At 69.5% G+C, this 13200-nt stretch carries 7 protein-coding genes and 1 pseudogene; 6 read left to right on the plus strand and 2 right to left on the minus strand.

What is annotated here, in order from left to right; genetic code table 11:
- Nucleotides 1-4: 4 nt before the first annotated feature.
- The 5 genes from OV079_RS04045 to OV079_RS04065 all read left to right on the plus strand — a co-directional run bounded on the left by OV079_RS04045 (nt 5) and on the right by OV079_RS04065 (nt 8349).
- Entirely contained in the window at nt 5-3268 is a 3264-nt protein-coding gene (locus tag OV079_RS04045) for a DNA repair ATPase (protein ID WP_267766344.1), read from the plus strand.
- Nucleotides 3269-3915: 647 nt separating this feature from the next.
- The gene (locus OV079_RS04050; protein WP_420829499.1) at nt 3916-5406 is read left to right on the plus strand and encodes a hypothetical protein; all 1491 of its coding nucleotides are present in this window, start codon (nt 3916-3918) and stop codon (nt 5404-5406) included.
- 99 nt (nt 5407-5505) lie between these two features.
- On the plus strand, nt 5506-6303 hold the full coding sequence (locus tag OV079_RS04055; RefSeq protein WP_267766346.1) for a BPL-N domain-containing protein: 798 nt from the start codon (nt 5506-5508) through the stop codon (nt 6301-6303).
- A 223-nt stretch (nt 6304-6526) separates the two neighbouring features.
- Nucleotides 6527-7204, plus strand: coding sequence for a hypothetical protein (locus OV079_RS04060; protein ID WP_267766347.1), 678 nt, complete (start codon nt 6527-6529; stop codon nt 7202-7204).
- Nucleotides 7205-7257: 53 nt separating this feature from the next.
- On the plus strand, nt 7258-8349 hold the full coding sequence (locus OV079_RS04065; RefSeq protein ID WP_267766349.1) for a DUF11 domain-containing protein: 1092 nt from the start codon (nt 7258-7260) through the stop codon (nt 8347-8349).
- Nucleotides 8350-8437: 88 nt separating this feature from the next.
- Here OV079_RS04065 and htpG read toward each other — a convergent pair.
- Together htpG and OV079_RS04075 are read right to left on the minus strand one after the other, a co-directional pair.
- Nucleotides 8438-10531, minus strand: a pseudogene (htpG, locus tag OV079_RS04070) (molecular chaperone HtpG).
- Between the two features lie 49 nt (nt 10532-10580).
- On the minus strand, nt 10581-11489 hold the full coding sequence (locus OV079_RS04075; protein ID WP_267766353.1) for a hypothetical protein: 909 nt from the start codon (nt 11487-11489) through the stop codon (nt 10581-10583).
- A gap of 590 nt (nt 11490-12079) precedes the next feature.
- Here OV079_RS04075 and OV079_RS04080 point away from each other — a divergent pair.
- Nucleotides 12080-13168, plus strand: coding sequence for an outer membrane protein assembly factor BamB family protein (locus OV079_RS04080; RefSeq protein WP_267766354.1), 1089 nt, complete (start codon nt 12080-12082; stop codon nt 13166-13168).
- Nucleotides 13169-13200: the final 32 nt, after the last annotated feature.

The following is a 13200-nucleotide window of genomic DNA, read 5'->3' on the forward strand; positions in this document are numbered from 1 at the left end:
CGCCATGGCAGAGGCGAAGGACAAGCCGCAGGACGGCGGCGAGGCGCTCGAGAGCGGCGGTTACGAGGTCATTCGCGCCCGCCTGGTCGCGCAGGGCAAGGCCCTGGCCGAGAAGACCGGCGCGCTCAACGAGCGGCGCAAGCAGGCGTTCGGCGGCAGCGAGCTGCAGGTGGTCGCCAACGAGCGCGTGCGCACCGAGCACGCCTGCGTCCCGGCCGACATCGTGCAGACCGGCGGCCACCTGCTGCTCGGCTACAACGTGTTCTTCGGCATGAAGAAGGAGGTCGCGGTCGAGGACGTGTTCTCGATCCAGACCTTCGACGGCAGCGCCCCCGAGGGCCAGGCGATGCAGCCGGCCACGCTCGACAAGGTGCCCGGGCTCCTCGACGGCGAGCAGTTCGTCAAGGACTTCACGGACATCTACAAGTACTACAAGGACACGCGGCTGCAGCGGCTCAAGGCGACGGACACCAAGCTGTTCGCGGTGTTCCAGATCGGCGCGGCGACGACCGACGTCAAGGTGCTGCACTGGAACGTGCTGCCGCGCGGCGGGGTCAGGTACGTCGACACCCGCGGCGACCGCGAGCTGCCGAAGCCAGCCTCGCACGACTTCGAGTGGACGGCGACGACCCGCGAGGATCAGGTCGCGGGCCCGCACCCGCACGTGTCGATCAAGGACCTGGTGTTCGTCGAGACCGTCGGCGGCGATCTGACGATCAAGGTCGAGAACAACACCAAGGACGGCCTCGGCATCTACCGCGAGCCGGTCGAGGACACCAACCAGGCGCTCGACGACGCCAAGTTCTTTTATGCGATCGTCGGCCCGCTGGTGCTGCTGAAGATCCTGCCGTACCGCGAGCAGAAGCCGCGCTTCTTCGTCTACAACACGCGGCTCAAGTCGGTCGCCCGCATCGACGCGATCGGCCAGAGCTGCATGCAGCTGCCCGAGGGCCACGGGGTGGTGTTCCCCGGCGGTTACTACCTGACGACGGGCGACACCAAGCAGTTCGGCGGCGGCGAGTCCGGCGCCTTCGAGTTCGAGCGCCGCATCGACGCGCCCAACGGCGAAGACGTGCTCTACGTGTTCTACCGCCGCGATCAGGGCCGGTACGTGCTGTTCCCGTACAACCTGATCCGCAAGGAGATGGCCAACCCGATCCAGTGCAACGGGTACAGCCTGTTCCGCGACGGCAAGCTGGTGGTGTTCCGCGCGCAGGGCGAGGAGCAGGCCCAGCTGCACCCGATGCAGGTGTGGCAGACGCCGTTCATGACGTCGGAGTTCGCGGCCGCGGCCCCGACCGACGGCTCGTACCTGGCCAAGGTCGGCAACGCCGAGCTGGTGCGCGGGATCAGCGAGGCCTTCAGCGTCGCGCGCCTGATCGAGAACAGCGACCCGCGGCGCGAGACCTACGAGGACCTGATCGCGCAGGCGCAGCGGCTGGTCGACAATTACTACTGGCTCGGCAACGCGGAGGTCGGTGACCTCGCCAGCGACGTCAAGACGATCCGCCAGACCGGCGAGCTCATCATCGACGAGTTCGAGAAGGTCGTGGCGATCCGCAAGCGCGCCCGCGAGGCGCTGCAAGACGCGCAGACCAAGCAGACCGCGCTGGTCAAGACGCTGCGCCCGGGCGACTGGAAGAGCGCCGAGCAGTACATGCAGGCGCTGACGGCCCTGCGCAACCAGCGGGGCGCGGTCATCACCCTCCGCGAGGTGCGGTCGATCGACCTGCCGGCGCTCGACGTGCTCGAGAAGCAGCTGGTCGAGGAGTTCGACCGCGTCAGCCGAGCCTGCGTCGAGTTCCTGGTCAAGGGCGAGGCGCTGCTGCCGGTCGGCAAGCGGCTCGACGAGGTGCTGGCGAAGCTCGAGAAGGTCGACAACGCGGCCCAGCTGCAGCCGATCGAGCAGGACATCCAGGCGATCGGCGACGGCCTCAACGTGCTGGCCGAGGTGGTCAGCGGGCTGCAGGTCGGCGACGCGGTGGCGCGGACGAAGATCCTCGAGGACATCTCGACGGTGTTCGCCCACCAGGGCCGGGTGCGGGCGACCTTCCAGAGCGTCCGCAAGCAGCTGCTCACGTCCGAGGGCAAGGCCGAGTTCGCGGCCCAGTTCAAGCTGTTCGCCCAGACGGTGTCGTCGGGCCTGGCGCTGTGCGACACGCCGGAGAAGTGCGACGAGCAGCTGGCGAAGCTGCTGGTGCAGCTCGAGGAGCTGGCCGGGCGGTTCTCCGAGTTCGACGAGTTCCTCGGCGAGATCGCCGGCAAGCGGGAAGAGGTCCACGACGCGTTCCAGGCCCGCAAGCAGACGCTGCTCGACGAGCGCCAGGCGCGGGTGCAGAACCTCGTCGCCGCGGCCGAGCGGATCCTCGAGGGCGTCGGCCGGCGCGCGCAGACGTTCAAGACCGCCGACGAGCTCAACGCCTACTTCGCGGCCGACGCGATGGTGCTCAAGGCCAAGGAGCTGGTCGAGCGCCTCATGGGGCTGGGCGCGTCGGTCAAGGCCGACGAGATCGCCACCAAGGTCACCGCGGCCCGCCAGGACGCGCTGCGGGCCCTGCGAGACCGCCTCGAGCTGTTCGAGGAGGGCGCGCAGGTCGTCAAGTTCGGCACGTTCCGCTTCACCGTCAACACGCAGGTGCTCGACCTGACGCTGGTGGCGCGCGAGGGCACGATGGCGATCCACCTCGGCGGCACCGACTTCTACGAGACGGTCGAGGACCCCGAGTTCGCCAAGACGAAGGAATTCTGGGCGCAGCAGATCGTGTCGGAGATCGAGCAGGTCTACCGCGGCGAGTACCTGGCGGCCTCGGTGCTGTTCGCGGCCGAGCGCGGCGAGCAGGGGCTGACGATCGACAAGCTGCACGCGGCCGGGCGCGAGGGCGGCGGGCTGGTCGACCTGGTCCGCAAGTTCGCGGCCGAGCGCTACGACGAGGGCTACGAGCGCGGCCTGCACGACGCCGATGCGGCGCTGATCCTCGACAAGCTGCTGACGATGTACGCGACCGCGGGGCTACTCCGCGTGTCGCCGGGCCGCGCGCGCTGGCCTGCCTGTTCTGGGCGTACTTCGACCGCAACGAGCTCAAGGCGGTGTGGCACCGCCGGGCCCAGAGCGCCGGGCGGCTGCGCGCGGTGTTCGGCCACGGGGCCGCGACCGAGGCGCTGGCCGGCGAGCTGGCCCGTGCGATCGGCGAGTGGGTGCAGCAGACGGGGCTGTCTTTTGGGACAGCTGATTTCCACCCCGCCGGGGCCTATCTCGCCGAGGAGCTGATCGACGAGCGGCCGCGCTTCGTCACCAGCGCGGCGGCGCAGACGCTGTGGCAGGAGCTGCTGAACGCGCTCGAGGCCGGCGGCAAGCGGCGGGCGCTCGACGACGACCTGCGGGCGCTCGAGGGCCGGCTGCGCGAGCGCTTCGAGCTGGTCAAGGCGTGGCTCGAGGCGTTCGCGGCGGCGCTGCCGGAGCAGGCCAAGGGCGCGACGGCGCTGGTCGAGGCTGCCGCGCTGGCGCTGACCGACCGCAAGCTCGACCGCGAGGTCCAGTCCGCGCTCGAGAGCACCCAGGTCACCGGTCTCTTGGGGCAGCACCCGCGGATCCGCGAGCGCACGCTCGAGCTGCGGCTCGACGAGTTCCTCGGCCGCCTCGGCGAGTTCGCTCGAGTGCGCGTGCCGGGCTTCCGCGAGTTCCGTCGCCTGCGCCAGCAGCTCATCGACCGCGAGCGCAAGCGGCTGCGCCTCGACGAGTTCATGCCGAAGGTGCTGACCTCGTTCGTGCGCAACAAGCTGGTCAGCGAGGTCTACCTGCCGCTGGTCGGCGCCAACATGGCCAAGCAGCTCGGCGCCGCCGGCGACCAGAAGCGCACCGACCGGATGGGCATGCTGCTGCTCATCTCACCGCCCGGCTACGGCAAGACGACGCTCATGGAGTACGTCGCCAACCGCCTCGGCCTGGTGTTCATGAAGATCAACGGGCCGGCGCTCGGCCACGAGGTGGTGTCGATCGACCCGGCCGAGGCGCCCAACGCGACCGCGGCGCAGGAGGTCGAGAAGGTCAACCTGGCGCTCGAGATGGGCAACAACGTGATGCTCTATCTCGACGACATCCAGCACACCAACCCCGAGTTCCTGCAGAAGTTCATCTCGCTGTGCGACGCGCAGCGGCGCATCGAGGGCGTGTGGCGCGGCCGCTCGCGCACGTACGACCTGCGCGGCAAGAAGTTCTGCGTGGTGATGGCGGGCAACCCGTACACGGAGTCGGGCGCGGCGTTCAAGATCCCCGACATGCTGGCCAACCGCGCCGACACCTACAACCTCGGCGACATCCTCGGCGGCAACCTCGAGGCGTTCTCGCTCAGCTACATCGAGAACACGCTGACCTCCAACCGCACGCTGGCGCCGCTGGCCACCCGCGAGCAGGCCGACGTGTACCGCTTCATCAAGATGGCGCGCGGCGAGGAGGTCGCGACCACCGACTTCTCGTACGGCTACGCCGGCGCCGAGGTGCAGGAGATCGTCGGCGTCATCAAGCACCTGTTCCGCGTGCAGGAGGTGCTGCTGCGCGTGAACAAGGAGTACATCGCGTCGGCGGCGATGGACGACAAGTTCCGCACCGAGCCGGCGTTCAAGCTGCAGGGCAGCTACCGCAACATGAACAAGCTGGCCGAGAAGGTCGCGGCGGCGATGACGGGCGACGAGGTCGATCGCCTGGTCGACGACCACTACGCCGGCGAGGCCCAGACGCTCACGGTGGCGGCCGAGCAGAACCTGCTCAAGCTGGCGGAGATGCGCGGCCGACTGCAAGGCGAGCGGGCCGAGCGGTGGGCGCTGATCAAGCGCGAGTTCCAGCGCGTGCGCAGCCTCGGCGGCGCGGCCGACGACCCTGCGGTGCGCGTGGCGGGACAGCTGTCGGTGCTCGCCGAGCGTGTCGAGCAGGTCAAGGACTCGCTGCTGCTGGCGGCCGAGCGCGAGGCGGCGAACGGCAAGGAGCTGCAGCAGGCGCAGATGGCCCAGCAGGCGCGCCTGGTCGAGCTGATGGCGCAGGCGCAGGCGCAGGCGCAGCAGCAGAAGGCGCCGGAGCCGGAGAAGAAGCTGAGCACCTTGCCGATGCCGAACCTGGCGCCGCCGACGACCGGCGGGCTCGACTGGGCGCGGCCGATCGTCGCGCGGATCGCCAGCGCGCTCGAGGGCCTCAACCAGGCCACGCTCAAGGTCGACGTGCACAACGAGCCGCCGCCGGGGGTGCAGGAGCTGCTGGCGCAGCAGGTGGCGATCGTCGAGCGCACGCTGGTGCCGCTGGTGCGCGCGGCCACGGGCAACCTGCAGGACGTGCGCGGGCTGCAGGACCGCGTCGATCAGATGCTCGGGATGCTGCAAGAGATCGACGAGATCCTCAAAGGCAAGTACCTGCGCTGAGCCGCGGCGAGCGGTCGCGCGAGGCATGGCGCGCGCGGCCACACCGTGTCTCCAGGCGGCAGAGCGGCGCGGCGCGGCGAGTTGTGGCACGCTCGGGAGGTGCTGCGGCGACGCGAGATCCTGGGGGCGACGATCGGGGCGGCGATCGGCGCGATGTTGCCGGCGCGGGCGCGCGCGGGGAAAAAGACGGTGCGGGTGGCGCTGTACAAGGCCGGCGGGGTCCATCCCGCGGCCTTCGCGGCGGCCAAGCAGCTGCTCGAGGGGCGCGAGGGCTTTCGTCTGCGCGTGACTGTCCCCGAGGACATCCGCGGCGGCTCGCTCGCCGACGAGGACGTCGTGGTGTTCATGGGCGGCAGCGGCTCGACCCAGGGGCGCAACCTCGGCGACGTCGGCAAGCAGCAGGTGAAGGACTTCGTCGCCCGCGGCGGCGGCTACGTCGGCGTGTGCGCCGGGGCGTACATGGCGCTGCAGGGCGAGGACCAGTTCCACAAGCTGCGGATCGTGGCGGGGCGCAACCTGACGGGTGACTTCTGGCAGCGCGGGATCGCCGGCCTCGACGTGTCGGCGCCCGGGCGCGAGCCGTTCAAGCTGTTCTACGCCAACGGACCGATCTTCACGCCCGTCGCCGTCGAGGGGCTCGCGCCCTACGTGTCGCTGGCGACGTTCGTCGGCGAGATTTACAACATGTCCAAGGGGACAGGTCCCGGAGAGATGCCGGGCACGCCGGCGATCACCGCGTCGCAGTTCGGCAAGGGGCGGGTGTTGTTGTTCTCGCCCAACCCGATCCTCGGCGGGCGCGGGGTCGTGCAAGAGGACCTGATGCTGAGCGGCCTGCGCTGGGTGGCGACGGCTGGCGACGTCGCGCCGGACGTCCGCTTCCCCGACGTGTTCGGCTGAGGCCGGTGGCCGGCTCGCAAGCGCTCGTCGCTCGGGTGCACGGTTCGCTGTCTGAAGAGACAGCTTTGCGGGCGCGGCGCCGCTGTGGGACATCGGCGCACCGAAATTCTTGAGTGTCCCGAGGGACAGGTTTTGCACGCGAGTTGGAGCGGACCCTGAGGAGTCTGTCCAGGTGGTTCGGAGACAAAACCTCATGATCCGTACAGGTGTTTCTGCTGTGGCCGTGGCGCTCGCGCTCACGCCGGTGCCGGCCAGCGCGGCCGACTTCGCCGCCGGCTCGCTGGTGATCCCGATGGACACCGATTACCAGGACCTCGGCATGCTGCGCGCCTACGGGCTCGTGTACGAGCTGCTGCGCCAGGGCGTGCCGGTCCACTGGGCGATCAAGGCCGGCAAGGGCCCCGCCGAGGCCGACTTCACCGCCTCGGCGACGGACGTGGCCAGCGGCGCGGCGATCGCCGACCACGGCTACCGCGGCGGGCCGTGGGTGATCGACGCGGTCGACGCCGCGGGCGCGCTGCCGATCATCGAGGCCTGGCAGCAGGACAACCCCGACGTGGCGGTCCACGAGGCGAGCGAGGGCTTCTCCAGCGACGTAGCGACGACGCTGGTGGTGGCGCCGACGATCGCGATGATGGCCGACGGCAACCAGAAGATCGCGCGCAAGTACATGATGGCGGCGGGGATCCCCGACTCCGTCGGCGACTATGGCTGGCCCGACACCAGCCCCGACATGCTCGATCCGTCCGAGCTCTCCGGGCCGACCGAAGACAACCACCGCGACGGGGCGCTGTTCGACGCCGAGGGCGACCCGGTCTACTGCCAGTTCATGTCGATGCACTGGGGGGTGAAGGACGCCCAGCAGAACCCGCAGGTGGTGGCGGAGATGCGCCAATCCTGACTCACCCGACGCACCTGTTCGCCGAGTGTCAGGCGGTCAACGCGTTCGAGAACTTGGCCGAGCACGGGCACTTCTTGACGCCGAGCGGGTTCCTCATCGGCGACCAGCCGAACATGTACGAGTATTACGAGACCGACACGCCGTTCGGCCAGCTCGACGGGCCGTTCCAGTCGGTCGGCGGCAGCGAGCCGGCGTACAGCCTGCCGGAGGGCGACAGCTACAAGGGCAGCGACATCGTCATGATCACCGAGGCGGGCACGCCGATCGGCACCAATGACGTGTGGATGACCGGCTTCGTCGACGGCATCTGTCCGGGCCTCGTAAACGGGCTGGGGGTGTCGGCGGCGTGCCTGACTGCGGGCAAGGTCAGCTACCTCGGCGGGCACGAGTACGACGTCGACCTGCCGATCTCGGAGAACCCGACCACGCAGGGGACGCGGCTGTTCCTCAATTCGCTGTTCGAGGCGCCGTGCGCGACGGCCGAGGGGTTGCCGCAGATCTCGGTCACCAAGGCGGCACCGGCGACGACGGATGTCCCCGAGGTCACGTTCGACATCACGTTCGTCAACATGGGGGTGATGCCCGCGCTCGACGCGGTGCTGACCGACACGTTGCCGGCCGGGGTGACGTTCGTGTCGGCGACCGACGACGGCAGCCACGTCGACGGGGTGGTGACCTGGCAGCTCGGCAACCTCGGCGAGGGCGAGGGCAAGACGGTCAGCGTGACGGTGGAGCTCGGCGCGCCCGGGGTGTACGAGAACAGCGCGCGCCTGCAGTACCGCGCCGGCGTCAACACTCTGGTGGCAGACTCGAACGCGACGATGACGGCCTATGGGGTCGATCCGACGACCGACAGCGGCGTGGGGACGTCCGAGTCTTCCGGCACCGGCGACAGCGCGAGCGACAGCGGCGCGGTGACGACCACGGCCACGTCTGCGCCGACCACCGGCGGCGGCGAGGTCACGGGCCCCTCGACGGGCGGCATTGGCAGCAGCGGCGAGTCCGGCGACACCGCGGGCGAGACCGGCGGGCAGACGGGCGGCGAGGGCTGCGGCTGTCGCAATGATATGTCCGGAGGGACAGGCTCGGCCGCGCTGCTCGGGCTGCTGGCGCTGCTGGGGCGACGCCGGCGGCAGGCGGCGTGACCTCGGGGACATGTCCAGGGGGACATGTCCCGAGAACGCGAAGAGCTCCGCGACTCGGGTCGCGGAGCTCTTCAGGTGCGGCGGGGCGTCAGATCTTGATGGTGCCGCTGAGCACCGAGTTGAAGCGCTTGAGGAGGCCGGCCGGATCGGGGACCTGACCCTCGGCGAGGGCGGCCTGATCGTAGAGCAGCTCGACGTAGGTGCCGAGGCGGTCGTCGCCCGGGGCCTCGCGCGCCAGCTTGTCGACGGCCTGGACGAACGGGTGCTCGGGGTTGAGCTCGAGGATCCGCTGGCGCGTCGGCACGTCCTGCCGGGCCATCTTGAGGATCCGCTCCATGTTGCGCGACAGGCCGCCGCTGTCGTCGACCAGGCAGGCGGCGCTCTCGCGCAGGCGCTTCGACACGCGCACGTCCTTGACCTTGTCGGTCAGCAGCTCCTTCGACTTGTCGACGGCGGCGGCGATCGCCCCGGCGTCGTGCTTGTGCTGGTCGTCCTCGGGGATGTCGAGGTCGCCCTGCGTGACGCTGATGAGCTTCTTGCCCTTGTACTCGGACAGGTCCTGCACGACCCACTCGTCGATCGGGTCGGCCATGTAGAGGACCTGGTAGCCGCGCGCGGCAGGCCTCGAGGTGCGGGCTGCGGGCCACCGCGGCCAGCGACTCGCCGGTGATGTAGTAGATGGCCGGCTGGCCCTCGGGCATCGCCTCGACGTACTGCGCCAGCGAGACGGCCTTGTCGTCCGCGGAGGTGCGGTAGCGCAGCAGCTCGACGAGGTCGTCGTGGTGCGTGCTGTCGGTGTGGATGCCCTCCTTGAGGACGGCGCCGTAGTTGTCCCAGATCTTCTCGTAGGTCTCGGGCTTGTCCTTGGCGATGCCCTCGAGCAGCTTGAGCACCTTGCGGGTGAGCTGGCGGCGGATCGAGGTGAGCGACTGTGCTCCTGCAGCATCTCGCGCGAGACGTTGAGCGGCAGGTCCTCGGAGTCGACGAGGCCGCGGACGAAGCGGAGGTAGCCGGGCAGCAGCTTGTCGCAGCTCTCCATCACCACGACGCGGCGGGCGTACAGCTGCAGGGCCTTGCGGTCCTCCTGGAACAGGTCGGCCGGCGGCTTGCCCGGGATGTAGAGCAGGGCGACGAACTGGATCGGCGCGTCGGCGTGGAGGTGCAGGTGGCCGAGCGGCTCGTCGCCGGGCAGCACGAAGCCGCCCATGACGTGCTTGTAGAACTCGTTGTAGTCGGCGTCGGTGAGCTCGCGGGCCGGCCGCATCCAGAAGGCGGTGGCGTCGTTGACCTGCTTGCCGTCGACCTCGGTGTTGCCCTTGTCGTCGACGACCTTCAGCAGGATCGGGTGGACGACGTAGTTGCTGTAGCGCTTGATGATGCCCTCGATCTTCCAGCGATCGAGGAACTCCTTGGCCTCGGCCTTGAGGTGCAGCTCGATGGTGGTGCCGCGGGTGGTCCGCTCGCCGGGACCGACGCTGAAGGTGCCGTCGCCGGTGCTGCTCCAGTGCACGGGCTCGGCGCCCTCGGCGGCGCTGAGGCTCGTGACGTCGATGCGGTCGGCGACCATGAAGGCGCTGTAGAAGCCGACGCCGAACTGACCGATGAGGTTGACGTCGGGCTTCTGGCCGCTCTCCTGCTGAGCGCGCGCCTGTTCCATGAACTTCAGGGTGCCCGAGTGGGCGATCGTGCCGAGGTTCAGCGCGATCTCGTCGCGCGTCATGCCGACGCCGGTGTCCTCGATCGTGAGGACGCCGCGCCCATGATCGGCGGTGACCTTGATCTGCGGCTTCTCGTGGCGGTCGCGCAGCTTGGTGTCGGTGAGGCCCTGGAAGCGCGCCTTGTCGAGCGCGTCGGAGGCGTTCGAGACGAGTTCGCGGAGGAAGATCTCGCGGTTGGTGTACAGCGAGTTGGTGACGAGGCGGAGCAGCGCGCTGACTTCGGCCTTGAACTCGTGCTTCTCTTCGCGGCTAGTGGTCACGGGGCACCTTCGGCAAAAACGAATCGGAGGGTTGTCGCAGGCCGCCGGCACGCGCGCCAGCGGACTCGTCGCAGGCGCCACCGGGTCGGCGTCGGGCGTGAAGGTAAACCCAGCCCCAGGTGCGTCAAGTGGCGTCGGCGAGGTTGGCGGCGGGCATCGACAGGGGCGCGCACGATCGCGGCGCGCGGCGAACCAATGACGCATCGCGCGTGCGCGCCGAGGGGCGCACGCGCGAAGTGCCAAGGGTGATCGATCAGCCGAGCAGGCTGCTCAGCTTGGGCGCGGCGACGTTGGCCAGGCGGCGGTGCCACAGCTGGGCGCCCACGAACTCGTCGGCGCGCGTGATGTGGTCGGTGAGCCGCGCGGTGACCTTGAAGCCGAGCTCGCTGTAGACCTGATTGCTCAGCGTCCAGTCGGCGGCGCACAGCGCGAACACGCTGGCGGTCTCCTGCTTGTGCAGCTCGTCGAGCAGCGCCTTCACGCAGTACTCGAGCACCGGCAGCTCGATGTCCTTCATCGGCGGCGTGAGCATGTCGACCTTGGCGTGGCCGAAGGAGCTGTCGGTCTCGGCGCCGACCCAGTACTCTTTTTTGCCGGTCTTGGCGTGGATCGCCAGGTCGGGGTTGAAGACGCCGCGGCGGAACGGGGCGTAGAGCGCGTCCTGGCCGACGCCGCGGACGATGTCCTGCAGCAGCACGGGGTCGCGGATGAAGTCGACGGTCAGGCCGCGCGGCTTGGGCACGGACTTGAGGTCCTTGTCCTTGCCCTCCTTGCCCGGCAACGCCAGCGGCGCGCCCATCTTCGGCGCTCCGCCCTGAATCGGCTCACCGTCCTCGGTGTAGACGCGACTCATGATGTAAGCGTCGGCGGTGCGGAAATAACCGGGGATCGCACCCTCGCGCGAGAAGCCGACGCTGCGCCAGCTCTTCGAGTCTTGCTTCTCGACCACCGTGAAGACCTTGCGCAGACCCTCGGCCCGGGCGATCCGGTCGAAGAAGTCGCGCTTCTGCTGATAGTTGCCGACGCGGTAGTCGAACACGCGGAGGTTGTGGTGCCGGCGGTTCAGCAGGAAACAGAAGTCGATGTCGCCCTTGCGGTAGTAGATCTCTTCGACCGGCTCGTCGGTCCCGGAAGAGATCTGGGCGGCTGGCTGGCTGGACATGCGTGCTCCTCAGGCGCAAAGAAGGCCCGGAGGGCCAGAAATCCGAGCCAGACCGCGAATGCGACAGAACGTCGTTCGAGGGCTGGTCAGAGGGTGAATCGAGGGGAACACTGGGCGGGAAGGGGTGTGCGCTGAAGGCGCGCCCGCGAGAAAAAAGGGGGTACCCGGGGCGCCGGGCGACGCCCGGTCTTGCGCGGGAACCCGCGCCGGGGGGCGTTTTTTCCCGCGAATATCGGGATACAGGTACCACCCCAAAATGTTGATGTCAAAGCCGAGCCGAAGGTAGATTGCCGCAAAGGCAAGAGTTTTCGCTCACTTGGTCGCGCCCGGCAAAGGACTCCTGGAGTGTCGCGCAGAAGTCGAAGTAACGATGTTCTAGGGCTTGCGCTGACGGTCGCCGGAGTGCTGGGCGCCGCCGGGTGCCAGTGGACCGAGGCGACCGAGGCGCCGAATACCCAGGATGCGGGTTGCGCCAAGGACACCGACTGCAAAGGCGACCGAATCTGCGAGGCCGGGGTCTGCGTGGCCCCCAGACCGCCCGAGGCGGCTGTATCTGCAACGTCGCGGCCGCCGACGCCGGCGACCGGCAAGTGGACCCGCGGCGGCCCCGGCCACGCCGGACCGACGAAGGGCAAGGGCCGACGCAGGAGCCGAAAGAGCTGTGGGACCGCGATCTCGGGGCGGTGGTGTTCGCCTCGCCCGCGCTCGGCAAGGTCGGCGGTGAGGGCGCCGCGCTGGTCGGGACGCACGCGGGCCGCTTCATCGGTGTGGCGCTGGGCGGTTCACGCGCCGGCGAGATCGTGCTCGACGTGACGCTCGGCGGGATGGTCTGGGCCACGGCCGCGGTCGCTGGCAATCGCGCCTACGTCGGCGCCGACGACGACACGCTCTACGCGATCGACCTCGAGAAGCAGGCGATCGCGTGGACCCTCAAGCTCGGCAACTGCGACGGCGCGCGCGTGCCGGGCCCCGAAGGCGCCCGCTGCGACGCCGACGGCGGGCCGACGATCGCGCCCGACGGCGACCTCATCCTCGGCGCCGACGGGGTCTACCGCATCAGTCCCGAAGGACAGATCCGCTGGCACTACCCGGCCGACGCGTCGATCCAGGCCAAGCACGTGTTCGCGGCCCCGCTCGTGGCAGGCGACGGCACGATCTACGTCGGCGGACAGGACGGATTGTTCCTGTCCCTCAGCGCAGACGGCGCGATGCAGTGGACGTACTCGATCCGCGCCGACGTCGACGGCGGCCCGGCGCTCGGCGACAACGGGGCGATCTACGTCGGCGCCGACGACGGCCGCGTCCACGCGCTGCGCACCGACGGCAGCCTGCGCTGGAGCTTCGTGGCGCAGAAGGACATCCGCTCGGCGATCGCTCTCGGCGAGGCCGGGGCGGTCTACGCGACGTCGTTCGACGGCAACCTGTACGCGCTGTCCGCGGGCGGCGACGTGAAGTGGGTGCTGCCGACCGGCGGCAAGATCCACGCGACGCCGGTCGTCGACGCCGCCGGCAACATCTTCTTCGGCAGCCAGGACGAGCGGCTCTACGCGGTGTCGCCGCGCGGCAAGGTGCTGTGGACCCTCGAGCTCGGCGCCGACATCGACTCGTCGGTCGCGATCACGGACGACGGCACGCTCGTCGTCGGCTGCGACGACGGGCACCTGCGAGCCTTCCGTTAGCGCCGAAGCGGCCAGGCGTGCTCGCGCGCGCG

The sequence above is a fragment of the Nannocystis pusilla genome (genome assembly GCF_026626665.1).
Lineage (GTDB): Bacteria > Myxococcota_A > Polyangia > Nannocystales > Nannocystaceae > Nannocystis > Nannocystis pusilla.

Excerpts from the sequence above, each read along its gene's own strand:
- OV079_RS04045 (WP_267766344.1), top strand. The coding sequence starts at position 5 with ATGGCAGAGGCGAAGGACAAGCCGCAGGACGGCGGCGAGGCGCTCGAG.
- OV079_RS04050 (WP_420829499.1), top strand. The coding sequence starts at position 3,916 with ATGGAGTACGTCGCCAACCGCCTCGGCCTGGTGTTCATGAAGATCAAC.
- OV079_RS04075 (WP_267766353.1), bottom strand. The coding sequence starts at position 11,489 with ATGTCCAGCCAGCCAGCCGCCCAGATCTCTTCCGGGACCGACGAGCCG.